Origin of the sequence: Methylobacterium mesophilicum SR1.6/6, from assembly GCF_000364445.2 — a bacterium.
Lineage (GTDB): Bacteria > Pseudomonadota > Alphaproteobacteria > Rhizobiales > Beijerinckiaceae > Methylobacterium > Methylobacterium mesophilicum_A.
In genome coordinates this window covers 6,135,369-6,161,456 of the sequence record NZ_CP043538.1, presented here as the reverse complement: position 1 = coordinate 6,161,456, position 26,088 = coordinate 6,135,369, and the positions used below count along the sequence as shown (strand labels likewise).

Annotated in this window: 22 protein-coding genes and 1 pseudogene; 10 read left to right on the top strand and 13 right to left on the bottom strand. The window is 69.3% G+C overall.

Going from position 1 to position 26,088, the window contains the following annotated elements; genetic code table 11:
• Positions 1-376: 376 nt before the first annotated feature.
• The 5 genes from MMSR116_RS29390 to mobB form a co-directional block, all read right to left on the bottom strand.
• Positions 377-997: a 5-formyltetrahydrofolate cyclo-ligase gene (locus tag MMSR116_RS29390; protein WP_010684473.1), complete on the bottom strand. Its 621-nt coding sequence runs from the start codon at positions 995-997 to the stop codon at positions 377-379.
• 79 nt (positions 998-1,076) lie between these two features.
• Positions 1,077-1,307, bottom strand: coding sequence for a hypothetical protein (locus tag MMSR116_RS29385; RefSeq protein ID WP_244625561.1), 231 nt, complete (start codon positions 1,305-1,307; stop codon positions 1,077-1,079).
• A 638-nt stretch (positions 1,308-1,945) separates the two neighbouring features.
• Entirely contained in the window at positions 1,946-2,239 is a 294-nt protein-coding gene (locus tag MMSR116_RS29380) for an avidin/streptavidin family protein (protein ID WP_010684471.1), read from the bottom strand.
• A gap of 190 nt (positions 2,240-2,429) precedes the next feature.
• Entirely contained in the window at positions 2,430-3,686 is a 1,257-nt protein-coding gene (locus tag MMSR116_RS29375; protein ID WP_010684470.1) for a molybdopterin molybdotransferase MoeA, read from the bottom strand.
• Between the two features lie 4 nt (positions 3,687-3,690).
• Complete coding sequence (mobB, locus tag MMSR116_RS29370) at positions 3,691-4,209, bottom strand: molybdopterin-guanine dinucleotide biosynthesis protein B (protein ID WP_083920242.1); 519 nt, start codon at positions 4,207-4,209, stop codon at positions 3,691-3,693.
• 250 nt (positions 4,210-4,459) lie between these two features.
• On the opposite strand from mobB, the gene MMSR116_RS29365 reads away from it, so the two are divergent.
• The 3 genes and pseudogenes from MMSR116_RS29365 (at position 4,460) to fdhF (ending at position 9,582) form a co-directional block, all read left to right on the top strand.
• On the top strand, positions 4,460-4,774 hold the full coding sequence (locus MMSR116_RS29365) for a hypothetical protein (RefSeq protein WP_010684468.1): 315 nt from the start codon (positions 4,460-4,462) through the stop codon (positions 4,772-4,774).
• Positions 4,775-4,836: 62 nt separating this feature from the next.
• A complete protein-coding gene (locus MMSR116_RS29360) occupies positions 4,837-6,555 on the top strand; it encodes an NAD(P)H-dependent oxidoreductase subunit E (protein ID WP_010684467.1) in 1,719 nt (572 codons plus the stop codon).
• Between the two features lie 55 nt (positions 6,556-6,610).
• Positions 6,611-9,582, top strand: a pseudogene (fdhF, locus tag MMSR116_RS29355) (formate dehydrogenase subunit alpha).
• A gap of 299 nt (positions 9,583-9,881) precedes the next feature.
• Here fdhF and MMSR116_RS29350 read toward each other — a convergent pair.
• From MMSR116_RS29350 to MMSR116_RS29340, 3 genes are all read right to left on the bottom strand, one after another.
• The gene (locus MMSR116_RS29350) at positions 9,882-10,211 is read right to left on the bottom strand and encodes a winged helix-turn-helix domain-containing protein (protein ID WP_010684465.1); all 330 of its coding nucleotides are present in this window, start codon (positions 10,209-10,211) and stop codon (positions 9,882-9,884) included.
• A 199-nt stretch (positions 10,212-10,410) separates the two neighbouring features.
• On the bottom strand, positions 10,411-12,399 hold the full coding sequence (locus MMSR116_RS29345) for a molybdopterin biosynthesis protein (protein ID WP_010684464.1): 1,989 nt from the start codon (positions 12,397-12,399) through the stop codon (positions 10,411-10,413).
• Complete coding sequence (locus MMSR116_RS29340; RefSeq protein WP_010684463.1) at positions 12,396-13,487, bottom strand: molybdopterin-binding protein; 1,092 nt, start codon at positions 13,485-13,487, stop codon at positions 12,396-12,398. Before MMSR116_RS29340 ends, MMSR116_RS29345 begins: the two co-directional genes overlap by 4 nt.
• A gap of 387 nt (positions 13,488-13,874) precedes the next feature.
• On the opposite strand from MMSR116_RS29340, the gene MMSR116_RS29335 reads away from it, so the two are divergent.
• Genes MMSR116_RS29335 through MMSR116_RS29325 form a run of 3 tightly spaced genes read left to right on the top strand, consistent with a single transcriptional unit; the run spans position 13,875 to position 16,095 of the window.
• The gene (locus MMSR116_RS29335) at positions 13,875-14,570 is read left to right on the top strand and encodes an ABC transporter permease (RefSeq protein WP_010684462.1); all 696 of its coding nucleotides are present in this window, start codon (positions 13,875-13,877) and stop codon (positions 14,568-14,570) included.
• Complete coding sequence (locus MMSR116_RS29330; RefSeq protein WP_010684461.1) at positions 14,567-15,277, top strand: ATP-binding cassette domain-containing protein; 711 nt, start codon at positions 14,567-14,569, stop codon at positions 15,275-15,277. Before MMSR116_RS29335 ends, MMSR116_RS29330 begins: the two co-directional genes overlap by 4 nt.
• Positions 15,250-16,095 carry a substrate-binding domain-containing protein gene (locus tag MMSR116_RS29325; protein ID WP_010684460.1) on the top strand — a complete coding sequence of 282 codons (846 nt, stop codon included), beginning with the start codon at positions 15,250-15,252 and terminating at the stop codon, positions 16,093-16,095. The genes MMSR116_RS29330 and MMSR116_RS29325 overlap by 28 nt, the downstream gene beginning before the upstream one ends.
• Positions 16,096-16,540: 445 nt before the next feature.
• Here the strand turns inward: MMSR116_RS29325 and MMSR116_RS29320 are convergent, their stop codons facing one another.
• Positions 16,541-16,813, bottom strand: a complete 273-nt coding sequence (locus MMSR116_RS29320) for a hypothetical protein (RefSeq protein ID WP_010684459.1) — start codon at positions 16,811-16,813, stop codon at positions 16,541-16,543.
• Between the two features lie 144 nt (positions 16,814-16,957).
• Between MMSR116_RS29320 and MMSR116_RS29315 the strand changes: the two genes are divergently transcribed.
• Together MMSR116_RS29315 and MMSR116_RS29310 are read left to right on the top strand one after the other, a co-directional pair.
• Complete coding sequence (locus tag MMSR116_RS29315; RefSeq protein ID WP_010684458.1) at positions 16,958-17,188, top strand: hypothetical protein; 231 nt, start codon at positions 16,958-16,960, stop codon at positions 17,186-17,188.
• A 156-nt stretch (positions 17,189-17,344) separates the two neighbouring features.
• On the top strand, positions 17,345-17,524 hold the full coding sequence (locus MMSR116_RS29310) for a hypothetical protein (RefSeq protein WP_010684457.1): 180 nt from the start codon (positions 17,345-17,347) through the stop codon (positions 17,522-17,524).
• A 16-nt stretch (positions 17,525-17,540) separates the two neighbouring features.
• Here the strand turns inward: MMSR116_RS29310 and MMSR116_RS29305 are convergent, their stop codons facing one another.
• The 4 genes from MMSR116_RS29305 to MMSR116_RS29290 all read right to left on the bottom strand — a co-directional run bounded on the left by MMSR116_RS29305 (position 17,541) and on the right by MMSR116_RS29290 (position 22,833).
• A complete protein-coding gene (locus MMSR116_RS29305) occupies positions 17,541-17,825 on the bottom strand; it encodes a hypothetical protein (RefSeq protein WP_010684456.1) in 285 nt (94 codons plus the stop codon).
• A 322-nt stretch (positions 17,826-18,147) separates the two neighbouring features.
• Positions 18,148-20,925 carry a hypothetical protein gene (locus tag MMSR116_RS29300; protein ID WP_244625560.1) on the bottom strand — a complete coding sequence of 926 codons (2,778 nt, stop codon included), beginning with the start codon at positions 20,923-20,925 and terminating at the stop codon, positions 18,148-18,150.
• Positions 20,926-20,938: 13 nt separating this feature from the next.
• Positions 20,939-21,580 (bottom strand): dihydrofolate reductase family protein, encoded by a 642-nt coding sequence (locus MMSR116_RS29295; protein WP_010684453.1) that lies wholly within the window; start codon positions 21,578-21,580, stop codon positions 20,939-20,941.
• Between the two features lie 257 nt (positions 21,581-21,837).
• The gene (locus tag MMSR116_RS29290; RefSeq protein ID WP_010684452.1) at positions 21,838-22,833 is read right to left on the bottom strand and encodes an ABC transporter ATP-binding protein; all 996 of its coding nucleotides are present in this window, start codon (positions 22,831-22,833) and stop codon (positions 21,838-21,840) included.
• A gap of 213 nt (positions 22,834-23,046) precedes the next feature.
• Here MMSR116_RS29290 and MMSR116_RS29285 point away from each other — a divergent pair, with 213 nt between their 5' ends.
• Both MMSR116_RS29285 and MMSR116_RS29280 read left to right on the top strand, forming a co-directional pair.
• Positions 23,047-23,862 carry a universal stress protein gene (locus tag MMSR116_RS29285; RefSeq protein WP_010684451.1) on the top strand — a complete coding sequence of 272 codons (816 nt, stop codon included), beginning with the start codon at positions 23,047-23,049 and terminating at the stop codon, positions 23,860-23,862.
• Positions 23,863-24,449: 587 nt separating this feature from the next.
• Entirely contained in the window at positions 24,450-25,403 is a 954-nt protein-coding gene (locus tag MMSR116_RS29280; protein WP_010684450.1) for a helix-turn-helix domain-containing protein, read from the top strand.
• Positions 25,404-26,088: the final 685 nt, after the last annotated feature.

Here is a 26,088-nt window from a genome sequence, read left to right as displayed (position 1 = left end):
GCAGCGTCCATGCCGGCCCGTCGTCAGGCGTCTGGCGACGGATTCCGTGTCCGCTGTCCGAGCTGGCCTTCTTCGAGACGGGCCAGGCGCTTTCGGCCAGACGTCGTCACGCCTGATCGCCCTCGCGCGCAAGACCGGACGGTCTGCAGAGCGCCCATCGCGGCCGTCCATCCGCCCTCGGCTGAAGCCCAAAAGCACGCGTCGGTGCGGTGTGGGGATTCGGTCTGCGGCGCACCGCAGGTCGACGTCGAGCCCGCAACGCGCGAAGCCAGACTGCGACCGACGGTAGAGGTCGCCAGATCGGATCTGTTGGTAACAGGTGACCTCGGTCGACTCACCCGATCAGCGCAGTCGGACGTCGGCCATCCAGGCCGCGTCACCCCTCCGTGATGATCCGCTCCAGCGGAATGTCGTGCGATTGCGGGCAGATCGTCTTCAGGCGTCCGAGTTCGAAGCCGACACCAATGGAGCGCGGCCGCTGCGGCATTGCGGCGATCGTCCGATCATAGAAGCCGCCGCCATAGCCGAGCCGGTAGCCCTGACTGTCAAACCCGACCAGCGGCACCACGAGGAGGTCGGGGAAGACCGTCTCGCCCGACTCAGGCATCGGGATCTTCCAAGTTCCCTGCACCATCAGGCTGCCAGGGGACCACTCACGGAAGACGAGCGGCTGCCCGCGCTCGATGATCACCGGCAGGGCAAGGCGTGAGCCGCGCTCCTGCATCGCGGTAAGAACGGCTCGTGGATCATACTCGCCGCGGAAGGGCCAGTAGAAGCCGATCAATCGGCCGGCATACGGCGCGAGCGCCGCTTCCAGGGCCCGGCTGATCCTCTCGCTCCAGGCGGACCGATCCTCAGCCGAAATGCTGCGACGCTGCGCGATCAGTCTGTCCCGGGTTTCCTTTCGCCAGTCACGGATCGTCGGCCAATCCGCATTGGCGGCTGGCCATTCCGGACCGGAGCCGGTGACCTCACACACCTCATTCACGGAACTCATGGTCTCGCTCCCGCCGCTCCCGCCTTGCTGTCTCTAAAAACGCCACTGGTCAGTACAGGCGCATCCCGTGTCGCGTCGGCTATTGCCCGCCGAAGGCGCGCAAGGGGCGTCCGGCTTCCGACCGGTGCATCATCACGGCGGTTCCCGCGGCATCATCGATCGCGGCAAGCCGAGGCCCCACGGCTGCATGAAGGGACATCTCGCTGCGATCCAGGACGAGGTTGACGCGCTCGCACCATTCGCTGTCCGGGCTGTCAGCTGCTTCCGCTTCCCGAAGCGCCTCGGCGATCACTTGATGAACCTCGCTCACGAGCTGGCGTGTCAGGGGTGGCCGTGTTCTCGCAGCATATGCCTCACTGATGATGCCGGCCCACTCGTCCGCCGTTCGACCAGAGTGCGTGCCCATATGCCCTCCCCTGCGCCCCGAAATGTACTCAATATTCAGTTCAAGCCCGAGTGATTACACTTACATTGAGCATCAGATACATTCATCAAGCACTGAACCCAACGCTTGGCGACAACGGCGTTTCCACGACGGGAACAGGCCGATTGAACAACCGCGCAACGCCGCGCAGTCCTCGGGAGGGGACATACACAAGGTGGCTGCCGAACCGGGCCGGTCCTCGGTTCGGTTACGGCGAGCGACAGGATCGCGCGCCGGGGCCACTGCAGGTGACGGCCGCCGTCATGAGCACGTCGGGCGGTGGATCATTCGCTTCGGATCGCATGCAGCCGGCCGCTTCACGCCTATCCCGGCCATCCAGCGAGCTTTGAAGACGTCGCGCAAGCGGTTGCCATCGGCTGTTCGCGGACCGGGGTTCGACGATGACAGGATGGAGGATGAACCGAACAGCCGATCTGTGTCGGCAATTGATGCCCCGGCCGCCCGTCGCTTCGATCTCGCCTCGCGTTCACGGGAAAGGATCGAGCCTGGACGAGGCTCCGCCTTCAGGTGTTCTCGACCTTCGAGAAGATGGTCGTCTCGAGCGCGATGTGGCCCTCCGCGGCCTTCGGCTGCGAACACCGTTCGACGGCGTGAAACACCGCGTGGATCGCCGCGGCCGTTTTCTCGTCGGCGCGGACGAGGCGCCCGGTCCAGGCCGTGATTTCCTGTGGCGACGACGTGCTGGTCACGAAGCCGATGATGTCACCCTCGGCCGTGCCGACCAGGATGCGGCTTCGATGCGTCTGCGCGAGGCCGGGATCGGCGGCGGTGTAGGTCCCGGACACGGCCTCGCCCATCTGGAGGAGGCGAAGTTCCGCGCCTGCTTGGCTCCGCCAGACACCATCGAACATCGTTGCCCAAGCCCGCCGATCGAGCGGCCGTTCGCACGGCCAATCACAAGCGATATAGCAGGTTTGATATAACGGATGCGTGGGCCCGGCAATGCTGGCGCGGTCCGCGTCTGGTGGGGTTCCGGGTGCGGCCTCGCTACCAGAGGGCTCCATGCGGATGGAACCGAACGACGTCGCCCGGCACGACCTCGGTCCGGCCATCCTCCAGCTCCACGAGGCCGTCGGTTTCGGTGAGCGATGACAGCATGCCTGCGCCGTCGCGCTGGAACTTCCAGGCTTCCCAGGTGCCGTCGGCGTCCCGGGCGAGGCTGACCCTGACGAACTCCCTGCGGCCCGCGCGCTTCCGATAGGAGAAGGCCGCCCTGACGGTGAATCCGGGCGGCGGCGCGTAGGCCTCGCCGGCGAGCCGGGCGAGGAGCGGCCGCACGACGAACAACAGGGTGACGTAGACGGCGACCGGGTTGCCCGGCAGGCCCAGGAACGGCTTGCCGTCGATCATGCCCATCGCGACCGGCCGTCCCGGCTTGATCCCCAGCCTCCAGAACACGAGGCGCCCGATGGTCTCGACGGCGGTCTTCACGTGGTCCTCGTCGCCGGTCGAGACGCCGCCCGAGGTGAGGATCACGTCATGCTCGGCAGCCGCCGCCGAGAGCCTCGCGGCGACCGCCGCCGGGTCGTCACGGATGACGCCGAGGTCACGCACCGCGACGCCCATCCGCCGGAGAAGAGCGAGCAGCAGGATGCGGTTCGAGTCGTAGATCGCGCCCGGTCTCAGGGGCGTCCCCGGCTCGACGAGCTCGTTGCCCGTCGAGAACACGCCGACCCGCAGGGGGCGGCGGACCTTCACCGTGCGCAGGCCGACCGCGGTCGCCAGAGCCAGGTCCTGCGGCCGGAGACGCCGGCCGGCCGGGACGATCGACGAGCCCTTCGCCACGTCCTCGCCGGCGTCACGGCTGTTGGCGCCCCGCTTCAGCCCGAGCGGCAGGGACACCCGGCCGTCGGGCAGGACCTGGACGTCCTCCTGCATGAAGACGGTGTCGGCCTCCGACGGCATCGGGGCCCCGGTGAAGATCCGGGCGGCCGAGCCCGCCACCGACACCCCTTCGGACGAGCCGCCGGCCGTGACGACCGCCCCGACCGTCAGCACCGTGGCGTCGGAGGCGCGCAGGTCCGCGAAACGGACCGCGTATCCGTCGACGGCCGAGTTGGGGAATGGCGGGACGTCGATGGGCGCGACGCAATCCTCGGCCAGGATGCGTCCGTCGGCGTCCGAGACGGGAACGTCCTCGGTACCGACGACCGCTACCAGCCGCTCGCCGAACAGGGCGTGCGCGTCCTCGATGGTCATCAGAGGACCGCCGAACGCGAAGCAGTCGTCGCTGAGCTGGGCCATCCGGCTAGAGCCTCCCGAGGACGTCTTCGAAGGAAACGGCCACGTCGAGCATCAGCCCCGTCACCGCCTCCGCGTCGTTCAGATCTACGACGGGAATGCCCGAGGCCGGAAATGCGACGTCGCTCGCGATGCCCACGACGGTGGCGTCCAGAGGATGGATGGGCGGGCGGCCGTTGTCGGCGCGGTGGACCTCGATCTTGGGGATCGGCTCCCGCTTGTACCCTTCCACGACGACGAGGTCGCAGGGGCTGATCCGCCGCAGGAGCTGACTGAGGGTCGCCTCCCGCTCGTCGCGCAGCTCGTGGACCTGGGCCCAACGCCGGCCCGACGAGACCAGGACCTCGCTCGCCCCCGCCCTGCGGTGCTCGTAGGAGTCCTTCCCGGGCCAGTCCGTGTCGAAGTCGTGGTGGGCGTGCTTGAGGGTCGCCACCTTCACCCCGCGGGCGACGAGCAGGGGGATGGCCCGGACCAGCAGGCTGGTCTTGCCGGCCCCGCTCCACCCGGCAAGTCCGATTACGCGCATGCCGGACACCGCTGACAGCCTCCCTCGTGCCGTTTCCACTGCCCCGCGGAATGGCTCAGGGCAAGCGTCGGCCACGCCGCCGGGACGCGCGGCCGCGACCCCGCGCAAATTGAAACGCCTTCAAAAACGATATAACACCTCCGCTATAACGGCTGCCATTTGGTATGCCACGAGCGAGCGCCACGCCAACGGACCCGAACGGGCACGCCATGCACGACTTCAACCGTCCCTCGATCGCGCAGGCCTGAGCATGGGCGACGCATCCCCCACGGCGGACTGGGCCGACATCGTGACGGACGCCTACTGCGCCGACGCGAAACCGCCGCTCACGCAGGAGCTCGCCGACCGAGTCCGCGAGGCGCTCGCGAAAGCGGTCGCTGCCCCGGCCGGAGACGCGCTGGGCTCCCTGATGGACCGCCTGAACGAAGGCCTGGACGCGTTCGAGACCGAGCTGCGCTCCGTCGTCGGCCCCAGGGTCACGTCCCTGGACGAGGCGACGGGAGCCGTCGCGATGAAACACCGGTCCGAAGCCGGCCAGCCGCTCCGGGCCTTCGGCGGCCAGTAGCCCCGACCGGACCGCAGGACGCCGCGACCACCCGCCCCAGCAGTTGAGAACCAGATACCGCAATGAGTGAGGCACCGGGGACAGTCAGGACCTTCTCGCATCCCGGCCGGGGGCGGAACAAGGCGCGCAGCGTCCCCAAGGGGCGCCAGGTCGAGCCGCGGGCGAAGGTCGAGATCGAGGAGCTTCTCGGCTCGCGCCCGCGCCAGCGCGACCTGCTCATCGAGCACCTCCACCTGATCCAGGACACCTACGGCCAGATCAGCGCCGAGCACCTGGCGGCGCTGGCCGACGAGATGGCGCTGGCCTTCGCCGAGGTGTTCGAGACCGCGACCTTCTACGCGCATTTCGACGTCGTGAAGGAGGGCGACGCCTCCATCCCGCGGCTGACCGTCCGGGTCTGCGACAGCATCACCTGCGCGATGTTCGGCGCCGACGAGCTGCTGGAGACGCTCCAGCGGGAGCTCGCCTCCGACGCCGTCCGCGTCGTGCGCGCGCCCTGCGTCGGCCTGTGCGACCACGCGCCCGCCGTCGAGGTCGGGCACAACTTCCTGCACAAGGCCGACCTCGCCTCCGTGCGGGCCGCGGTCGAGGCCGGCGACACGCACGCCCACATCCCGGACTACGTCGACTACGAGGCGTATCGGGCCGCCGGCGGGTACGCGACCCTCGACCGGCTCCGCAGCGGCGACCTCCCGGTCGACGACGTCCTGACGGTGCTCGACGACGGCGGCCTGCGCGGCCTCGGCGGCGCGGGCTTCCCGACGGGGCGCAAGTGGCGCTCGGTGCGCGGCGAGCCCGGGCCCCGGCTGATGGCGGTCAACGGGGACGAGGGCGAGCCCGGCACCTTCAAGGACCAGCTCTACCTCAACACCGACCCGCACCGCTTCCTCGAAGGCATGCTGATCGGCGCCCACGTCGTCGAGGCGCCCGAGGTCTACATCTACCTGCGCGACGAGTATCCCATCTCCCGCGAGATCCTGACGCGCGAGATCGCGAAGCTCCCCGCGGGCGGCCCGCGCATCCATCTGCGCCGCGGCGCCGGCGCCTATATCTGCGGCGAGGAATCCTCGCTGATCGAGTCCCTTGAGGGCAAGCGCGGGCTGCCGCGGCACAAGCCGCCGTTCCCGTTCCAGGTCGGCCTGTTCAACCGTCCGACGCTGATCAACAACATTGAGACGCTGTTCTGGGTCCGCGACCTGATCGAGCGGGGCGGCGCGTGGTGGAAGAGCCACGGCCGCAACGACCGCGTCGGCCTGCGCTCGTACTCGGTCTCGGGACGCGTGAAGGAGCCGGGCGTGAAGCTCGCCCCGTCCGGCCTCACCATCCAGGAACTGATCGACGAGTATTGCGGCGGCATGGCGGAGGGCCACACCTTCGCGGCCTACCTGCCGGGCGGCGCGTCGGGCGGCATCCTGCCGGCGTCGATGAACGACATCCCGCTCGATTTCGGGACGCTGGAGAAGTACGGCTGCTTCATCGGCTCCGCCGCCGTGGTGGTCCTGTCGCACCGGGACGATGTGCGCGGCGCCGCGTTGAACCTGATGAAGTTCTTCGAGGACGAGAGCTGCGGGCAGTGCACCCCCTGCCGTTCGGGGACCCAGAAGGCCCGTATCCTGATGGAGCAGGGCGTCTGGGACACCGAGCTCCTTGGCGAGTTGTCCCAGTGCATGCGGGACGCCTCGATCTGCGGCCTCGGCCAGGCCGCCTCGAACCCCCTCAGCAGCGTCATCAAGTACTTCCCGGACCTGTTCCCCGCGCCACACGCCGCGGCGGCCGAGTGAGGGAACCGATGGCGCCCGCGAACCCTATCCCGATGTCCGAGCCAGGAGCGGCCGCATGAGCAACGCCCCCGAACAGCGCGGCGACAAGACCGAGAAGCCCGAGATCCGGGCCAACGGGCTGCAGGATGCCGGCGGCCCCGCGCAGGGCCCGAAGCCGGGGGCCGGCGGCTCCTACTCGGAAGGCGCGAAGGCGGGCGGCCAGGCGGCCCCGGAGCCGTCGGGCCTGCACGACCTGAAGGAGCGGCCGACCGCCCCCCGACCATCGCGTTCGAGCTCGACGGACAGCAGGTCGAGGCCGCCCCCGGCGAGACGATCTGGGCCGTCGCCAAGCGCCTCGGCACCCACATCCCGCACCTCTGCCACAAGCCCGAGCCCGGCTACCGCCCGGACGGCAATTGCCGCGCCTGCATGGTCGAGATTGAGGGCGAGCGCGTGCTGGCCGCCTCGTGCAAGCGCACGCCGGCCGTGGGCATGAAGGTCAAGTCCGCGACCGAGCGCGCCACCAAGGCCCGCGCCATGGTGCTCGAACTGCTCGTGGCCGACCAGCCCGAGCGCGAGACCTCGCACGACCCGACCTCGCATTTCTGGGTGCAGGCCGACTTCCTCGACGTGTCCGAGAGCCGCTTCCCAGCGGCCGAGCGCTGGACCGGCGACTTCAGCCACCCGGCCATGAGCGTCAATCTCGACGCCTGCATCCAGTGCAACCTCTGCGTCCGCGCCTGCCGCGAGGTCCAGGTCAACGACGTGATCGGCATGGCCTACCGCTCGGCCGACGCCAAGATCGTGTTCGACTTCGACGATCCGATGGGCGGCTCGACCTGCGTGGCCTGCGGCGAGTGCGTCCAGGCCTGTCCGACCGGCGCGCTGATGCCGTCCGCTTATCTCGACGCCGAGCACAACACCCGGACGGTCTATCCCGACCGCGAGGTGACCTCGCTGTGCCCCTATTGCGGCGTTGGCTGCCAAGTCTCCTACAAGGTGAAGGACGAGAAGATCGTCTACGCCGAGGGCGTGGACGGCCCGGCCAACCACAACCGGCTCTGCGTGAAGGGCCGCTTCGGCTTCGACTACGTCCATCACCCCCACCGCCTGACCGCGCCGCTGATCCGCCTGGACAACGTCCCGAAGGACGCCAACGACCAGGTCGATCCGGCCAACCCGTGGACGCACTTCCGCGAGGCGACCTGGGAGGAGGCGCTCGACCGCGCCGCCGGCGGCCTCAAGACGGTCCGCGACACGCACGGCCGCAAGGCGCTGGCCGGCTTCGGCTCCGCGAAGGGCTCGAACGAGGAGGCCTACCTCTTCCAGAAGCTCGTCCGGCTCGGGTTCGGCTCGAACAACGTCGACCACTGCACCCGGCTGTGCCACGCCTCGTCGGTCGCCGCCCTCATGGAGGGGCTGAACTCGGGCGCCGTGTCGGCGCCGTTCTCGGCGGCGCTCGATGCCGAGGTCATCATCGTGATCGGCGCCAACCCGACCGTGAACCACCCGGTGGCGGCGACGTTCCTCAAGAATGCCGTGAAGCAGCGCGGCGCCAAGCTGATCGTCATGGATCCGCGCCGGCAGGTGCTGTCGCGGCACGCCTACAAGCACCTCGCGTTCAAGCCCGGCTCGGACGTGGCGATGCTCAACGCGATGCTCAACGTGATCATCGAGGAGCGGCTCTACGACGAGCAGTACATCGCCGGCTACACCGAGAATTTCGAGGCGCTCAAGGAGAAGATCGTCGAGTTCACGCCGGAGAAGATGGCTTCGGTCTGCGGCATCGACGCGGAGACCCTGCGCGAGGTCGCCCGGCTCTACGCCCGCGCCAAGTCGTCGATCATCTTCTGGGGCATGGGCATCAGCCAGCACGTCCACGGCACGGACAACTCGCGCTGCCTGATCGCCCTCGCCCTCGTCACGGGGCAGATCGGGCGGCCGGGCACCGGCCTGCACCCGCTGCGCGGCCAGAACAACGTCCAGGGCGCGTCCGACGCCGGCCTGATCCCGATGGTCTATCCGGACTACCAGTCGGTCGAGAAGGCCGTGGTGCGGGAGATGTTCGAGGAGTTCTGGGGTCAGAAGCTCGACCCGCAAAGGGGCCTCACCGTCGTCGAGATCATGCGGGCGATCCACGCCGGCGAGATCAGGGGCATGTTCGTCGAGGGCGAGAACCCCGCGATGTCCGACCCGGACCTCAACCACGCCCGGCACGCCCTGGCGATGCTCGACCACCTCGTCGTGCAGGACCTGTTCCTGACGGAGACCGCCTTCCACGCCGACGTGGTGCTGCCGGCCTCGGCCTTCGCCGAGAAGGCCGGCACCTTCACCAACACCGACCGTCGCGTGCAGATCTCGCAGCCGGTGGTGTCCCCGCCGGGCGACGCGCGGCAGGATTGGTGGATCATCCAGGAACTGGGAAAGCGCCTCGGCCTGCCCTGGAACTACGGCGGCCCGGCCGACATCTTCCGCGAGATGGCCATGGTGATGCCGTCGTTCAACAACATCACCTGGGAGCGCCTGGAGCGCGAGGGCGCCGTGACCTACCCGGTCGACGCGCCGGACAAGCCCGGCAACGAGATCATCTTCTACGCCGGCTTCCCCACGGAGAGCGGGCGCGCGAAGATCGTCCCGGCCGCGGTGGTGCCCCCGGACGAGTTGCCGGACGACGACTACCCGATGGTCCTGTCGACCGGCCGCGTGCTGGAACACTGGCACACCGGATCGATGACCCGGCGCGCCGGCGTCCTCGACGCGCTGGAACCCGAGGCGGTCGCCTTCATGGCCCCGAAGGAGCTCTACCGGCTCGGACTGGAGCCCGGCGATACGATGAAGCTGGAGACGCGCCGCGGCGCGGTCCACCTGAAGGTGCGCTCCGACCGCGACGTGCCGGTCGGCATGATCTTCATGCCGTTCTGCTACGCCGAGGCCGCGGCCAACCTGCTGACGAACCCGGCGCTCGACCCGATGGGCAAGATCCCGGAGTTCAAGTTCTGCGCGGCCCGGGTCTCCACCGTCCACGCGACGCCCATGGCCGCCGAGTAGGCGGCGTGACCTCCGGCGGCGCGCCCGGGCGTGCCGCCGGACTGTGACGACGGACATCGGGTGGATGCGGCTGGCCTACCGGCACCGAGCCGCGGGCAGAGACCGTTTCCGGTCGATCGAGTCGGTGCCGTCTTTGCGAGCGCAGCGAAGCATTCCAGTCGGCGCCCCGCTGACAGATGTCGCGCAGCCCTGGGTCGCTTCGCTGCGCTCGCGATGACGGAGCGGGCTGCGCAGACCGAAGCCGACGCCCCACCTCGAGAGACCGCTCCCGACGGATGCGCGCCTCCGCGCGGCGATCCTTAGGAATCGGGCTTCATCAGGGAGGCGAGGAGGTCGAGCTCGCCCGCCACGGCCTCCGAGGCGAGCCGCTCCATGCGCAGGTAACTGTCGAGGATGGCGTCGCCCGTGCTCGTCAGGACCGCCCCGCCACCCCGGCGTCCCCCCTTGCTGGCGGAGACGAGCGGCTCCTGGAACGCCTTGTTCAACGTATCGATGAGGTACCAGGCTCGCTTGTAGCTCATGCCCATCCGGCGCCCCGCGGCGGCGATGGAGCCGGTGTCGCGGATGCCGCTCAGGAGGGCGGCCTTGCCCGGTCCCAGCAGGGTGTCCGAGCCGAGCTCGATCCGCAAACTGATGCTCGTGTCCTCGCCCAACGCACACCGCCGCTTCGATGAAGGCCCCAGCGCCTCGCAGGCGTCCCTACGCGAAACGGCCGCGCCGATCATCCCGGCGGGCGACAGGATCGTCCGTCCCGTTCCGTCGTTGCGGGTCCACCGCATCGCGGCTCCGGGGCACGCCGCCCGCGACGAGGCCGGCCAACCGCGCGCGTCACGCGGATTCTGCAGCCGGCGAGAAGCCCAGAGCGCGCAGTGCCGCGGCCGTCTCGGGCTCGCCCAGCAGTCCCAGGAAGGCTGCGAGCGCGGGCATCCCCTTGGCCTGCTCGCAATACGCGAGGTCGTAAGCCTCCTCCGTCAGCGGACGGAAGCCCAGCCCGTAGGCATCCGCGACGCTCGCAATGGCCACGCCCCAGTCCGCCCTGCCCTGGGACACCGCCGCGGCGACGGCGTTGTGCGAGCGCGGCTGGTTCCAGAACCCCGCCGGCCGGGCACCGTTCAGCAGCCCGTCCACGAGCAGCCGCGTGCCCGATCCGGCATTGCGGTTGACCATCACGGCGTCGGAGTCGGCGAGCGCGGCGGCGACCGCGTCCGCGGCGTCGCGACCTTCGAACCGGGCGTCGCCGCGGCGAAACACGACGCCCTGGAGGCGGCGCCAACCGGGCGCGAGGGACATCCCCTCAGCGAGGAGCGGGGTGTTGTACCGGCCCGTCTCGGGATCGAAGAGGTGCATGGCGGCGACATCGCATTCGCCGCGCCGCAGGGCGGCGAGGCCTCCGGCCGACCCGACCCAGATGGTGCGGGCCCGGTAGCCGCGCTCGGCGAACAGGCCGACCACCCGGTCCAGGCCGATGCAATGGCTGCCGACGATCGTCAGGTCGGGCGCCCGGACGCCGGCGCCCAGGCGGACCACGGCGACGCCCTCTCCGGCCTCGACGCCCGCGCGCGCGGCCGGAACCGCGAAGAACCCGTCCGCCTGCGAAAAGGCGGTGACCGAACCCGAGCCCTTCGGCAGCGGCAGGGCGATCGTCCCCTCGGTGCCGTGGGCGAGGGAGGTCATCACGAACTCGGTGCGGCCGAGCTCGGAGGGCACCCGTTGCGACACGCGCGCCGCGATCGTCTCGTCCTCCCGCGGCGGCAGCCCGGCAAGCGCCCGCACGAGGGGAACGACGAAGTCGTGGAAGGTGAACATCGCGGAGGTGGGGAAGCCCGGCAGGACGATGACCGGCTTTCCCTGCGCCACCGCCACGCAGAGCGGCTTCCCGGGCTTCAGCGCCACGCCGTGGAACAGGATTCCCGGCTCGCCGAGGCGGGACAGCACCCGGTGCGAGACGTCGCCGGCGCCTTTCGACGTGCCCCCCGAGAGCACGACGAGGTCGCTGTCCTCCAGGGCGGACCGGAGGGCTGCCTCGAGGACGGCAGCCTCGTCGCGCACGATCCCGAGCCGGACCGGTTCCCCGCCGTTCTCGGTCACCGCGGCCGCGATGATCGCGCCGTTGGAATCGTAGATCGCGCCTTCGGGCAGAGGCTCGCCCGGTGCGACCAGCTCGTCCCCGGTGGACAGGATTGCGACGCGCGGGCGTCCGGTGACGTCGACGGCCGCCAGGCCGCACGCCGCCAGCATGCCGATCTCGCGGGCGGTGATCCGCGTTCCCGTGCGCAGCACCGTCTCGCCGCGGGCCATGTCGGCCCCGGCATAGCCCACGAACTGCGCGGGCCGCACCGCGGTCAGGACATCGACGGCGAGACTCCGGGCGTCGAATTCCGAGTGCTCGATCATCACCACGGCGTCGGCCCCGCGGGGGATCATGCCGCCGGTGGCGATCGGCGTCGCCGTTCCCGGCCGGACGACGACGGTCGGCGCGACCCCGCAGGCGAGGATCTCGCGGTTCAGCGTGAAACGCCGCGGGCTCGCCGGCCCGGCGCCTTCCGTGTCGGTCGCGCGCAGGGCGAAACCGTCGACCAGGGACCGGTCGAAGGGCGGGACGTCCATCGGCGAGGCGACGTCGCGGGCCAGAACGCGCCCGAGCGCGTCGTCCAACGACACCGTCTCGGACGGCAGGCGCGCGTGCGGGACCGCCGCCCGGAACCGCGCGAGCGCCTCGTCCCGGCTCATCACCTTGAGAAACTGCTCCTGGCTCGAGGCCGCGGCGAGGCGCGCGGCGAAATCCGCCGCCTCGTCACGATCCGCGTCGGCGCTCACAGGGCCCAAACCTCTGCCTCCTCGCCCGCCTGGAAACCTTCGCTCTCCGGCTCGACCACGACGATGCCGTCCGCCTGCACCAACCGACCGAGCGGAAGGCCGGCTCCGCCGAGCGGCTCGACGCCATCCGGCCCGCTTCGGACGAAGACGACCTCGGACAGACCGATCGACGAGACGATCTTCCGGAGGAGGACGTGCCGCCGAGGCGAGCTTTCCCGCGCGCCGGCGAGCCGCGCGATGAGGGGACGGCCGAGGGCCAGGAACGCGGCGAGCGCCGCCTCGGGACGCCCGGGCACCACAAGAACCGGCCTGCCGGCCGCGGAGCCGACCGCGGTGGTTTCCCCGGGCCGCATCGCGATGCCGTGCGCGCGGATTTCCCCGGCGAGGGCGAGGGCCGCCGCGCTGTGGTCCGAGCGGCCGAAACCGCTGCCCCCGACCACCAGCACCGCGTCCGCCGTACCGCCGCGGAGGGCCTCGGCGATCTCCTCGACTCCCCGGGCGCGAACCGCCTCGGTCGCCCCGCCCGCCCGCGCGATCAGACGCCGGAGCAGGGGCGACACGGTATCGAGGCTGGACGTCCCCGCGGCGACGACGCGCAGGAGCGGCTGACGGACCTCCACCGCCGTCAGGCCGACCGCCTCCAGGACGAGCAGGTGAAGCGGCTGGATCCGGATGCCCGCCTCGATCAGCCGCGCGTTGCCGGCAACGTCGTCGCCCACCCCAAACACGCCTTCCCGCGGGGCGATGTCCGCGACGACCATGCCGTCCGCGAATCCCTCCGGGGGCAGGACGGCATCGGTGCCGGAGGGCAGCGGCTGTCCCGCCTCGACCCAGGGCGGTGGCCGCGCCAGGAAGATCGGCGCGTAGGCCGACGCGCCGCCCACCGCAGCGGCCTCGACCGCGAAGCCGTCGCGCATCGCCGTCAGGCCCGCGGGCACGGCGGCGTGCGCGACGACCGCCGCCGCGGCGACGCGTCCGAGCGCCTCTGCGAGCGGGACCGTTGCGGGGGCGACGGGAGCAGCCGCGCCGCCGAGCAGGTTCGCCGCCTCCCGGAGCGGGATCAGCGCCGAGGACGCATTCCGGATCATCGTGGCGGCGATGCGCCATCCGGGACCGATGTTCAAGGGCCGGCGTGGCGGTCGACCCGGCGTGCACCGCGCTCACGTCCCGACGGACGCCGCGTCGGCGCGTCCGCGTGCGGCCCTGCCTGGAACTGCGCCGCCGACGAGCCCCCGCGGCGAGCAAGGTCATCCGCGAACGGGGCCGTGCGCACATCCCCGGCGGGGACGATGGCCGCGTCGGGCGTCCCGACGACACGACAACGGTCGCCCCGGGCGGTATGCTCGCCGACGATCCGCGCGCGCTTTTCTGGTCGCCATGACAGGTCCCTTCCGCCGAACCCGCATCCTGAGGTCGGCCTCATCGGCCGGTCTCGTCACCTGCCTCGTCCCAGTCCCGAGGACCGCCCCGGGCGCATGATGCAGACGCTCCAGGACGTCCTGTCCCGCCTGTTCAGCCTGGATCGCGACGTGCTGGCGATCGCGTGGCTGTCGCTGCGGGTCAGCCTCACCGCCGTCGGTATCGGTCTCGTGCTCGGCATACCGCTGGGCGCGTTCCTGGCTGTCGCCCGCTTCCCCGGACGCGCCGCCGCGGTCGGCCTGCTGAACGCCTTCATGGGGCTGCCGCCGGTGCTCGTCGGCCTCACGCTCTACCTCGTCCTCTCCCGCTCCGGACCGCTCGGACCGCTCGGCCTGCTGTTCACCCCCGGCGCGATGATCGCCGCGCAGGCGACGCTCGCGACCCCGCTCGTCGCCGCCCTGACGCAGCAGGTCGTCGCCGACGCCCGGGTGCATCTCGGGGAGCAGCTGCGCTCCCTCGGGCTCTCGGCGCCGCGTCAGGCCGGGGCGATGATCTACGACGTGCGCTTCTCCCTGGTGACCGCGGCGCTCGCCGCGTTCGGCCGGGCGATCTCGGAGATCGGAGCGGTCCTCGTCGTCGGCGGGAACATCGACGGGTATACCCGCACGATGACGACGGCGATCTCGCTGGAGACCCAGAAGGGCGATCTCAGCCTCGCCCTGGCGCTCGGCCTCGTGCTGATCGGCCTCGTTCTGGTGGTCAATCTCGCCGTGGCCCTGCTCCGCCGGCATGCCGCGCAGGTGTATGGATGAGCGCGACGCCGGCCGTCCGCCTCGAAGACGTGACGCTGTCCCTCGACGGGCGAACGGTGCTCGACCGCCTCTGCCTGGAGGTCGCGCGGGGCAGCGTCACGGCCGTCATCGGCCCGAACGGCGCGGGCAAGAGCGTCACCCTCAGGGTCGTCGACGGGCTCCTGCGACCTGACGGCGGAACGGTACGGGTCGGCCCGCAGCGCCGGGCCTTCGTGTTCCAGCGGCCGGGGCTGATCCGCGCGACCGCGGCCGCGAACGTCGCGCTGGCTCTCGGAGGCCTGCCCCGTCCTGCGCGCACCGCGCGGGTGGAGGAAGCGCTCGCCCGCGTCCGCCTCTCGGAGCGCGCCCGCGATGCCGCGACGCGGTTCTCCGGCGGCGAGCAGCAGCGGCTGGCGCTGGCCCGCGCCTGGGCGGTCGGACCGGACCTGCTGCTCCTCGACGAGCCGACCGCAAACCTCGACCCCGCCTCGACCGAGATCGTCGAGGACCTGGTGTCCGCGATGGCGCGGGCGGGCACCACGGTGGTGCTCGTCTCGCACAATCTCGGGCAGGTGGCGCGCCTCGCCGACACGGCGATCGTGCTGGCCTCCGGCCGCGCCATCGAGCATGGTCCCGCCCGCCAGATCCTGTTCTCGCCCCGCACGTCCGAGGCGCGGGCCTACCTCGCTGGGGAATTGCCGTGGACCCCTTCCGTCGTCGCCTCCTGACCTTCGCGTTGGCCGCGCTCCTGAGCGCGGCCGGCCTGCTGCCGTCGGCCGACGCCGAACCGACCTCGATCGTCGTCGCCTCGACGACCTCGACCGAGCAGTCCGGCCTGTTCAAGCACATCCTCCCGCTCTTCCGGGAGACGTCCGGGATCGACGTGAAGGTGGTCGCCCTGGGCACGGGCCAGGCGCTCGACGCCGCGCGCCGCGGCGATGCCGACGTGGTGCTGGTCCACGACCGTCCGGCCGAGGACAAGTTCCTCGCCGAGGGCTTCGCGAAGCGGCGGTACGACGTGATGTACAACGATTTCGTGCTGATCGGCCCGGCCTCCGATCCTGCCGGCGTGCGCGGCCTGAGCGTGAATGCGGCCTTCGCCAAGCTCGCGGCCAGCCAGGCGGCGTTCGTCTCGCGCGGCGACCGCTCGGGCACCCACAGCGCCGAATTGCGCAGCTGGAAGGAGGCGGGCGTCGATCTCGCATCCGTGCGCGGCCCCTGGTACCGGGATGTCGGCCAGGGCATGGGCCCCGCGCTCAACACGGCCTCGGCCCTCGGCGCCTACATCCTCGCCGACCGGGGGACATGGCTCGCGTTCAAGAATCGCGCCGATCTGGTCATCCTGGTTCAGGGGGACCCGAACCTCTTCAATCCCTACGGCGTGATGCTGGTGAACCCCGATCGGCATCCTGGCGTGAAGGCGAAGGAGGGACAGGCCTTCATCGACTGGCTCGTCTCACCGGAGGGGCAGCAGGCGATTGCGGGCTACAAGGTCGGCGGCGAACAGCTGTTCTTCCCGAGCGTCGGCGCGCGCGTGACGCGCTGACCCGGTATCCGCGAGCCGGGGGCCGGACTGGCGTCGACGCGCTGAGGCCGCGTGCGACATCGGACGAAGCTCATCGTGGCGCCTTTGCGGAAGACCTCGGCCGTGAACAGCCCGCCGCACCAAACTCCGGTCGGCTGCGCTGATGTTCGAGTGTCGCGTCGGCGAGCCTGATCAAGCCAGGATACGGAGCGCTCGTACGGACCGACCCCGACGAAGCCATCGCATGAACGGCCGCCTTCGCGGCGCTCCCGTGTGGGTATCGCGGGCAATCCCGGGTCTTTAGGAGGCCGTCCGCTTTCCCTGCGCGCTCGCTCCGAAGCGGATCAGCGGCTTGCGGCCATTCCGAGAAGCGCAACCATCGGTTCTGAACGGCCGGGTCGGGTGGATTTCTGCCCGTCCCCTTCCGGGCGATTATATGGAAAAGCAGACACCGCGGCCGCGCCGTTCACGGCACGGGGCGATCTTCCGCAACGCCTGATGTGCTCGATAATGGACCCAGCTCCGAAGCCTCGGCCTGACCATCGGCAGACACGAAGGGGGCGCGGAGCGTGCTGGGTGCCTGCTCCCAGAACATTTCCCGGTTGCCGATCAACACGCCCGCCATGTCGTCTATGCGCCGCATGAGGGCCGTGGCGGCCTCGTACTCCGGGCCGCCGATCTTGGCCTGGCCGCTCAACGCAGTGGCGGCCGTGCGGCATGTGCATACTATGTCGATCATGCGGGCACTGGTTTCGTGAGAAATGATGCGTGCTGATCGTCCAGGCATGCAAGTATATTAGAACGTAATAGGAGCATTTGCCAGCTATCAGCGTGAGTCTCGTACCGCTATAGCTCGGTGCTGCTGAGCGGGAGGTGCGCGGTCATGCCAACACTCGCGGGAATAACCGTCTTCATGGCGGGCCGACATTCGATCGGTCTAACGACCCTGGCCGATGACGATGACGAAACTCGCATCGTCGCGCTGCGGGTCCGTGTGGATGAAGAGCTGGTCGGCACCGTCGATGGCGACTGGCGGGACGACGATCACGATGGGATCGAGGCGGCTGCCCTCGCCTACATCAAGGCGCAGGGCATCCCGTTACAGGACGCCTAGCGGTTCAAAAGGGAAGGTTTTTTTCACTCTGACCGGCATCGCGACTCGGGTAACTCAGTAAATGCCTATGGCCTTGCGCCCGGCTAAGTCGCCCGGCCGCCTATGGGCATACGAAGGGGCGAAGGTAGAGCTTTCGCCCCAACATAAGAGGCGGTGATGCAGACCTACACGGCGTCGATCGACCTTGACCCGGAACAGGCGGCGGCGGTGCGGGCGGCGGCACGGTTCTTCGGCCTGTCGATGCCCGCGTTTCTGGACCTGTGCCTGCAACACGGGGTCGAGTGGGCGCAGGGTATGGCCGGGACGGCCGAGATGGACGACGATCCAAAAGACTAGGCCGCTTCGCGCTCAGTCAATTCGACGGTGAAGGTGCGGCGCACGGCTCGTCCTCGGTGAGCATGTCGGCGTAGCGAAGCAGCTTGGCATGCTGCTTCGCAGGATCGGTGCGCCACACTCCGGTTTCACCGTCGAGCCAGTCCCATTCGCCGGTCGCCAGCCGGACAGCGGCGGCGAAGATGGCTTCATGGCGCGGCGTCCGGCTGGCGGCGCGGCATACCTGCCGGATAGAGCGCCCGGTGAGCCGGGCGAGCTGCCGGACGGTTTCGGCCTCGTCGGCCGTCATGCGCTCGCGCGTCATCGGGTGGGCTTGGCCTCCGCTGCGGGCCGATCGACTATAGACAAGTCGAGAGCGGGAAGAATCCCCTGTGCCAGGCGGAGAGATGCGGACCTGTAGAACGGCCCATGAACGTCCGCTTTTGAAAAGTGCCGATGGCCCTCGGAACGGCGGACACGGGTCGTCCGAGGTCCGTCCGCTTTTCAGGCCGAACTTCGCCGAAGCGGACCGACGACGTCCGGCCAGCATCTGGCGGTGCCGATCGCTCGCCGCAGGGTCTCAGATCGGCGGAACGACGACCGTCGGCCACGGGGCGGAAGCGGGCGAAGCGGCGCGCGCGCATTGGCTATGGGATCTGAGGATCTCGGTGGTCGCTCATCAACGACGGTGCGTCGGTGATATCGTCCATGACGAGTTGGTTCAAAGCACAGATGAACGACGACAGCCGGTAGCCGTCGTGGCGCGAGAGCGCATTGTCGAAAGCTCGGACGTTCCAGAACGGGTCGTTCGGGCGGGTGATCGGAGCAAGGCCCGTCAACTGGAGGCCGTGGAGGAAGCGTGCGGCCGGCCCGTTCTCGCCCGATCCACCGGGCGCCAAGTCGGCGCTGTCCCAGAAGGTGCCGCGCCGGGCCGCGCGCGCGGTCCGGGCTCGCGTCAGCCAGTGATCTGAGCGCGGGCAGTCGATGTCGGCATCGGCGAGGGTGGCATAGGGGTGGTGCCGCTCGAGGCCCGGCGCGTCGAGGCCGAGCAACTCGTGGGTTGTGCCGAAGGGCGCAGCCGAAGGCTGAGCATCGGCGAGCACGCCCGCCGCGGGCCGGGGCGGATCGAGGTTGCCGATGGTGTGCGAATCCTCGCGCGTGGTGTTCTGGAACGGGAACGTGGCCGCCAGCAGCGACAGGGTGCGCAGCGGCAGCGTCAGCAACGCGGCTCCGAGATCGATGGGCGGCGGCGGGCTGCAGCTTTCGCCGCGGGGCTGACGGCCTTCGAACCGAGCCGCCACACGGTCGAGATAGCCTGCGGCCGGGCGGAAATCGAACTTGAAGGTGGGGAACAGGTCGTGCGTGGCCCAGTCGTAATCGACGCCCGCATCGAACATGCTGTCGGTCGCCGCGAGCCGGCCCCGGATCTTGCGGCGTTCGGCGGCGAAGGCATCGTCGACATCGAGGCCGATCCACGCGCAGTCTCCAGGCCGAAGGCCGCCCGCCGGGAAGGCGAGAGCCGCGGTCACCGACATCAGGACTGGCCGCTGGTCGGACGGAAAGTACCCGTCATCGCGCTCAACCTCTGAAGCCGGCGTGTGTGCGTCGGCATGGTCGGCCAATTTCATCCAGACCTCGCGCTGGATTGCCGTCCACTTGCTCGCCTCGGACGCGGGGTTGATCAGGACGACGAGGTTGCCGAGGACCGGCGGCAGCGTTTCGCCGAATCGGTGCCGGCGCACCGCCTTGACCATGTCATCCTTGAGTCCGCTCGCCAGCATGTTGCCGCCGAGGCTGTGCCCGGCGACGATCAGCTTGTTGTGCGTGCCCGGCGCGCTGAGCGTCGTCTCCAGCGTGCGGAGGGCTGAGATCGCCGCGGGCGCGATGGCCTCGCTCACCGGCTTTCGATCGAACAGGGTGGCGCCAGCCGACAGGTTTCCGAAGAAGCCACCGATCGTGTCGCCTAACCAGAGCCGCAGGCCGCGCTCGTCGACCCGCGCTCCGCGCCAGCCGACATAGATCGCCGTGACATCCATGTCGCAGACGCCGGGGTCGCTCCGACAGCGCTGTGCAAGGAAACGGGCGGCGTGGGCCGCATAGAGGCGCAGGTCTGCCACGTTGCCGTCGCCGATCCGCGCATCGTGCCGCCAGCCGTGGACGAATGCGATCACGTAGTGGGACCCGGTCGAGAGATGTTTCTTCAGGGCGTCCAGCTGCGTGATGACGGGCTTGATCGTCGTGGCCGACACGCCCTTGGCGCGCATCTCGGTGTCCATGGCGTGGCGAAGCATCGCGCTGTCGATGGCCGTGTCGCTCGCCCCCTCGCGAGAGACCAGCGCGTAGGGTTCGCCATCCTCCTGGAACTCGATGAAGCCGAGGTGGTATGAGAGGTCCTGTCGGCCGGCCTCGCGGGCCGGGACAACATGGCGCTGAAGCACGCAGCGCAGCCGCGTCGCCCAACGCGCATCCGTCGCGATGACCGCGTCTTCATCGTTGCTAGCGTCGACCCAGCCGTCGCCGTCGGACACCATCGCGGCCCGCAACGTGTCGCGACCCGTATCGGCCAGGATCGTCCAACCCGTCGCGAGCCCATCGCGGCATTCGGCAAGGCTCGGGTCGAGGTTGCGATAGGCTTGCGCCTGATCGGTCGAGAGCACGACGTAGTTCAGGAACAGGATGCCAAACGCACCGAGGACGAGCGCGCCAGCAATCTTGGCGGCGGCCCGCAACGCGTACAGGACGCCACGATTGAGGCCGAGGGCTCCCCGGTAGACGGCGTGCCGCCGCTTGCCCTGCCACGTCCTGCGGCGGACGGTCATCACGCCCGCCTCCGGATCGGGGGCACCGACGCGTGCCGCATCAGTCGGGTCGCATACGCCGTCATCGCACGTCCTTCCCGCCCTACCGCCCTTCGGTCGCTGTCGCTTCATTGTTACGGGACGGACGATGATGATCCAGTCCCGGTAACTGCATCGCCGAGGCCGGCGAAATCCCGTCGATCGAACCGGGAGGGATTCATCATGATGCGTGCGATTCTGCCGGCCGTCGCTCTCCTCGCCGGCACGGGCGTGGCCGCGTCCTCCTTGTCGAGTCTCATCGGCGCCTGGGGGCACGATTTCGTCGTCACGCCGTTCGAGCCGATGCAGCTCATGGTCGCGATGGCGACTGACAAGACCACCGGCAAGCACGTCAACGTCATCAAGATGCCGGCCGGTCAGGTGATGGCGCTGGTGCCCCTCGATCAGATGGCGAAAATGCCGGAGATCGACCGTGAGAGCCTGATGTCCGTAAAGGGGGGCGAGTGAGCGATCGGCCGCACGCTCGAGTCTCGGCTGCGGTGACGCCCTCAGCTCCGGCGGTCGGCTGCACACGTGCCTCCGCAACCCCGTCGGCCCCGGATGCCGCGCATCCGCGAACAGCCGCACGCAATCTGCGGCGCTATGGGGCCAGGCCGCGCCCGGGATGGCCAGTCGCGGTGGGAGGCGTAGGGTTCCGGAGGGGGCGTGACGAGGCCGCTGTGACCGAGCGGTCGCGTCGGTAGTGGACGGCGACCGCGCCGCAGCGGAGCGGCGTGGCCGAGATCAGTTCGAGCCGTCGCGTGCTCAGCAGCCCATCCTGGTAGAGGGTCGGTCCATGACCGGCGATCCTCGGGTGGACGAGGAATCTGTACTCGTCGATGAGATCCAGTTGGTCCAGCGCGGTCGCGAGCTTGCCGCTACCGAGGAGCAGGCCCCCTGGGGTCGCGTCCTTGAGCGTCTGCACGCTCGTGCGCAGGTTGCCGGCGACACGGTGGCTGTTGGTCCACGGGAAGGCCGTTCGCGTCGCGGACACGACGTATTTCGTCTTGGTCTCCAGCTTGACCGCCCACGCGCGTATCGACGGCGGCGCCTCCACGTCGCCGCGGGCGACCCCGGGCCAGTAGCGCTCCATCATCTCGTAGGTGACGCGACCCCAAAGCATTGCCCCGCTCGCGTCCATCAGGCGGGTGAAGAAGGCGAGCGTCTCGTCGTCGGATGTCCCCTCTCGGTGATCGACGCAGCCGTCCAGGGTGACGTTGATGCTGAAGGTCAATCGTCCCATGCGGGGATGCTAACCCACGCGCGGGACAACGCGTAGGCCCATCGGATGCGGTTGATGGGAGACGTCCGCCCCGGGGCGGCTTCCTGCGTATACACGTCCGGGCGAAAGACGCATCAAGGCCGCCATCGCCGGTCAGGCTGCTCTCGGCCGAGCGCGGATCCGAGAATCCTCCGGTCCGGAGACCATCGAGAATCAGCAAGCCTCCGCTGTATCCTGGCCGAGCGCGGAAGCGGCGACCTGCGCCGAGGAACGCCGTCTCAGACGACGTGACGCGGAAGTGTGTCCAGGGCTTGCCGGAGCAGGCCATACTTCGCCTGGGTCACGCGCAACTCGCGGAACCAGTCGACCAGTCGCTTCCAAGGGTCGTTCAGCTGCTTCAGGCCCGCGGCGAAGGCCACGACTGTACCGAGCTCGGTCCGGCCGTTCACGACGAGATAGCCGCCCACGCCCAAGGACAGCGCCACCCCGGAATGGTGCAACAGGTTCATCAGGAAGTTCATCGAGAACTTCAGCTTGAAGATGCCCATGTTAAGCCGGAACACGTGGTCGATACGCGCCTTTTGCAAGTTCGATGGTTTGTGTCGTCCCTGGCCGATGATGCCGCCGCTGATACGGCGCAACGTACCCGTCCGCTTGACGACACGCCGATTGATGGCCCGCTGCATCAACGGCACGAACACCATTTGCGGCGAGAAGATCGCCAGCGCCAGGGCCGCCATCAGCTGGTCGAGGTACAGCATGTACCCGAACGTCCCGGCCACGATCCCGCCCTGAAGGATCGGTTCCGATACGCTCACCCCGACGAAGGCGCCGACCGGCTCTGCCTCCGCCAGGACGAGCGAGACCTCCACGCCCTCGACCTCGGCAGTGTCTGCCGGAGCAAAGGTGCCGAGGTCCTGCAGCAGCGTCTCGCGGAGGCTGCGAACGGCGCTCTCGCCGACGTAGCTGCGGTACACGTTAAGCCCGAGCTTCAGCACGCCCATCACGGTGGCCGCCGCGATGTACAGCAGTGCGAGCAGGACGATGGTCCGGGCGTTCCCGCCGGGAAGAGCCGCGTTGATGATGCGTCGCTGAAGCTCGAGGGGCGCCAGATCCGCGACGAACAGAACGATCGCCATCAGCACCAGGCCAAGCTGATGGACACCGCTCGCCTTCTTGATGAACGCCGGGAGCGTCCGCGGCGTCCCGAGCCGGCAGTCCTCCGGCCCGACGCGGGGCGCACTCGAAGCCAGGATCGCGATCGCGGGCGGCATAGGACCTCCGTGCCGAACCTCATGTCCTCCTTCGGCAAGGGTGGGCATTGCGCTCGATCAACCGTGTCGGACACGGCCCCGATCGCGTTGCAGGAAGGCCGCCCCGTTCGCCTGCCGGGGATCCTGTCTCGTTGAGTTGGATCAAGGTCCCAGCCGGACGCGTGATCGAGTGTGCCACCCCTGAACCGGCCAGCCCGGATCCCGGAGGTGGTCATGCGCATCGCCAACATCATGGTCTCGATCGACCTCGGCGCCGCGTCCGCGCACCGCGTACGCTCAGCGGCCAGCCTCGCGGAGCGGTTCGGGGCCAAGCTGACCGGCGTCGCGGCACGGCCCGTCTTCGGTCCCATGCCGGTCGGCAACATGCGTGACGTCGAGCGCGTCTGGGCGATCGAGGAACGTCTGACGGAGGAGCAACTCGCGGAGGCCAAGGCGCTCTTCGAGCGCATGGCCGGGCAGGCGCTCAGGACGGACTGGCACTTCGCGCCCACCGATCCGTTGACGTACCTCAGTGCCCGGGCGCGCACCGCCGACCTTGTCGTCGTCGGCCGGCAGGGTCCTGCGGACGGTGACCCTGGTCCGATGAGGGTGCCCGCCGGGGCACTCCTGATGGAGGTCGGACGACCCGTACTCGTTGTCCCGCCGGGCATCGAGCACCTCGCCGCCGAGCGGGTCGTGGTGGCCTGGAAGGATGCGCCCGAAGCACGCCGCGCCCTTCATGACGCCTTGCCGTTCTTGGGACAGGCCGATCAGGTCTGCGTGGTGGCCGTGGGACCGGACGCGGACAACGTCGGTGCCGAGGGCGCAGCCGAGTACCTGTCCGGGCACGGGATCAGAGCCACGACCCACCTGATCCGCAAGCCAGGGATCGACACCGCGGACGAGATCCTCCGGTTCGCACGGCGGGAGGACGCGGACCTCATTGTCATGGGCGCCTACGGCCACTCCAGGCTGCGTGAGTGGGTCTTCGGCGATGTCACGCGCGACGTCCTGCAAACGACCCCCGTCTGCTGCCTGATGAGCCACTGATGTAGCCGCGCCCCCTCCTCGCCGTCGTCCTGGCAGCCACGCCGTTCCGTCCCGCCGCACCCGCGACGGCGGGGGACCGGCAGGTGCGCCAGGGCGAGAGCCTCACTCGGACGGACTGCGCTGGGGCCGCGCGGTCGGGCGCAACGGGATCGCCCGCTTCATGCCGCGCCGCCCGTCCGCGAGTTGCAGGCGCGCGCGCCGTCGAGCCGCTCGGCGAGGCGCTCACCGGGGGCATCCGCGCCGGCCAGCCTGACGCAGCCGAAGCGACGATCATCCAAGCGAATGGGCGCCGTCCCTTAAGCGGACGCTGCCGTGTGCGATCGGGCCTACACAAAACGTCGGCTTACGGAGCGTAGCGCCGTCGCGAGCGGCTGTTCTCGCCGCGATCCGGTCACGCAGCCGGATGTGACGCCAACCCACGAACGGACGCGACCAGCCGATCGCGGTGCGCCGGCGATATGGACACCTCGTTTGAAGATTGTATACGATTGCTAGACATTTCGACTGAGGTGTCGTCGCCGCGACACGGCGACCGCGACGTCGCTCAAGGTCATGCGCTTCCGCGGGCGGCGGGCACGAGACCCACTATGCATCTTCTGTACTCGACAGACACGCTGCCGTCCGCGAACAGGTTCAAGGTCTGGCGCGATCTGCTCTCAGAGCGGTACGGAGAGTTCGAGTTTACCCGCATCGATGACCGGGCGTTCACGAGCAAGATCGAGGCGACGAAGATCGGGTCCCTGCCGCTCGCGCGCATCACGCAAAGTGCAGCGGAGCAGACAAGCAGGAGGCGGCCGCGCAGCTATGATCCCGACACGGCGCTGGCGATCTTCAAGCTGGCTGGCGCGACGTCGGGAACCATCCAAGACGACCGCGCGGCCGTTCAGCGGCCCGGAGAACTGGTCGTTCTCACGCGGCGGCCCAGCGTGTTGGGAACACCTGACGATGGTCAGTCGCTGTTGATCGAGTTGCCGCGCGCCCGACTGGAGAGCGTGCTCGGCCCCTCCAACCTCTACACGTCGTTGACCATCGGGGCGGAACTGGCCTCTACGACGCTGGCCCTGACGTATTTCCGAGAGCTGATCCAGGTCGAGGGACAGCTCAGCGCCGACGCGGCGGAGCGCATGTCGTCGATCGGGACCGACCTGATCGTGGCCAGCATTGCCGAGCGCATGGCCAAGGACGTGCCCCGGCCGCTGCACAGCAGCCTTGTGGTCCAGCGTGCCAAGGCTCACGTCGAGGCCAATCTGCACGATCGGACGCTTGATCCGCCCCGGCTCGCGGCCGCCATGGGCGTCTCGCTGCGCCGGCTCCAAGAGTTGTTCCACGAGCGTGGCCAGCACATCTCCGACTGGATCTGGGAGCGCCGGCTGACGATGGCAGCCAAGCGCCTGGCCGATCCAGCCTGCCTGCACCTGCCGATCGGCACGCTGGCCTATGAGTGCGGGTTCACCAGCCAAGCGCACTTCTCCCGGCGCTTCAAGCACAGGTACGGCTACTCGCCCGGTGAACATCGCCGCATGGCCCAGCGGCCAATGTGATGATCTGTCCGAGGTGCGGACAGCGGCTCGACAGTGCTGGCCGCTGCCGTGTGTTGCGCCCTCCAAGCCGGGCGCACAATTCTGGGCCACCTTCAACCCGATCTTCCGACAGAGCCTTCGCGCGCCTGCTGCTGTCGTCCGGACAACGTTGGTGTTCCCGACGGTCGCTCACCGTGCAGGTCAGGACAGCCAAAAGGGCTGCAAACCTGTCGGGAAATCGTGGACGTTATTCAAATGTCGGCACAATGAAGGGTGCCGACATGGCGCGAGACTGCTGCGGCGTCCGGTCTGCCGCATTGCGCATCCCGAAACAGATCATCCGCTGAGAGCGAGCTTCAGTCGCGTCCGTGTTCGCCGATGCACGGCCGCGTTGAGCGGATTTGAGACCGTCTGCCTTCAGGCGTCGAGATAGACGAGCGGACGGCTTGCCTCCGTCCCGGCCGCCTGGATATCTGGGCCTCGTCGCGTCCTGAGATCAACCATCCGTCAGCCGCCAGGGAACCGCGGTTCCGAGTCGAAACAAATCTTGGCCTCTCGGAAGCGGGCACGCGCAGCATATGCAAGTGCGAGCCCCGCCCTTGGATAGCTTACGCCAAGTCGCCGGCCGTTCTTGATGAGCATTCGACGCCGGTGACTTTATTTAATCTGGCGGGCGCGCCAAATCCGATGCGCCCAGGGCAAGTCG

Excerpts from the sequence above, each read along its gene's own strand:
- MMSR116_RS29285 (WP_010684451.1), top strand. The coding sequence starts at position 23,047 with ATGCGCATCGCCAACATCATGGTCTCGATCGACCTCGGCGCCGCGTCC.
- MMSR116_RS29310 (WP_010684457.1), top strand. The coding sequence starts at position 17,345 with ATGCAGACCTACACGGCGTCGATCGACCTTGACCCGGAACAGGCGGCG.
- MMSR116_RS29360 (WP_010684467.1), top strand. The coding sequence starts at position 4,837 with ATGAGTGAGGCACCGGGGACAGTCAGGACCTTCTCGCATCCCGGCCGG.
- MMSR116_RS29305 (WP_010684456.1), bottom strand. The coding sequence starts at position 17,825 with ATGACGCGCGAGCGCATGACGGCCGACGAGGCCGAAACCGTCCGGCAG.
- MMSR116_RS29390 (WP_010684473.1), bottom strand. The coding sequence starts at position 997 with ATGAGTTCCGTGAATGAGGTGTGTGAGGTCACCGGCTCCGGTCCGGAA.
- MMSR116_RS29365 (WP_010684468.1), top strand. The coding sequence starts at position 4,460 with ATGGGCGACGCATCCCCCACGGCGGACTGGGCCGACATCGTGACGGAC.
- MMSR116_RS29280 (WP_010684450.1), top strand. The coding sequence starts at position 24,450 with ATGCATCTTCTGTACTCGACAGACACGCTGCCGTCCGCGAACAGGTTC.
- MMSR116_RS29320 (WP_010684459.1), bottom strand. The coding sequence starts at position 16,813 with ATGATCGACATAGTATGCACATGCCGCACGGCCGCCACTGCGTTGAGC.
- MMSR116_RS29380 (WP_010684471.1), bottom strand. The coding sequence starts at position 2,239 with ATGGGCGAGGCCGTGTCCGGGACCTACACCGCCGCCGATCCCGGCCTC.
- MMSR116_RS29295 (WP_010684453.1), bottom strand. The coding sequence starts at position 21,580 with ATGGGACGATTGACCTTCAGCATCAACGTCACCCTGGACGGCTGCGTC.
- MMSR116_RS29290 (WP_010684452.1), bottom strand. The coding sequence starts at position 22,833 with ATGCCGCCCGCGATCGCGATCCTGGCTTCGAGTGCGCCCCGCGTCGGG.
- MMSR116_RS29335 (WP_010684462.1), top strand. The coding sequence starts at position 13,875 with ATGATGCAGACGCTCCAGGACGTCCTGTCCCGCCTGTTCAGCCTGGAT.
- mobB (WP_083920242.1), bottom strand. The coding sequence starts at position 4,209 with ATGCGCGTAATCGGACTTGCCGGGTGGAGCGGGGCCGGCAAGACCAGC.
- MMSR116_RS29330 (WP_010684461.1), top strand. The coding sequence starts at position 14,567 with ATGAGCGCGACGCCGGCCGTCCGCCTCGAAGACGTGACGCTGTCCCTC.
- MMSR116_RS29315 (WP_010684458.1), top strand. The coding sequence starts at position 16,958 with ATGCCAACACTCGCGGGAATAACCGTCTTCATGGCGGGCCGACATTCG.
- MMSR116_RS29375 (WP_010684470.1), bottom strand. The coding sequence starts at position 3,686 with ATGGCCCAGCTCAGCGACGACTGCTTCGCGTTCGGCGGTCCTCTGATG.
- MMSR116_RS29340 (WP_010684463.1), bottom strand. The coding sequence starts at position 13,487 with ATGATCCGGAATGCGTCCTCGGCGCTGATCCCGCTCCGGGAGGCGGCG.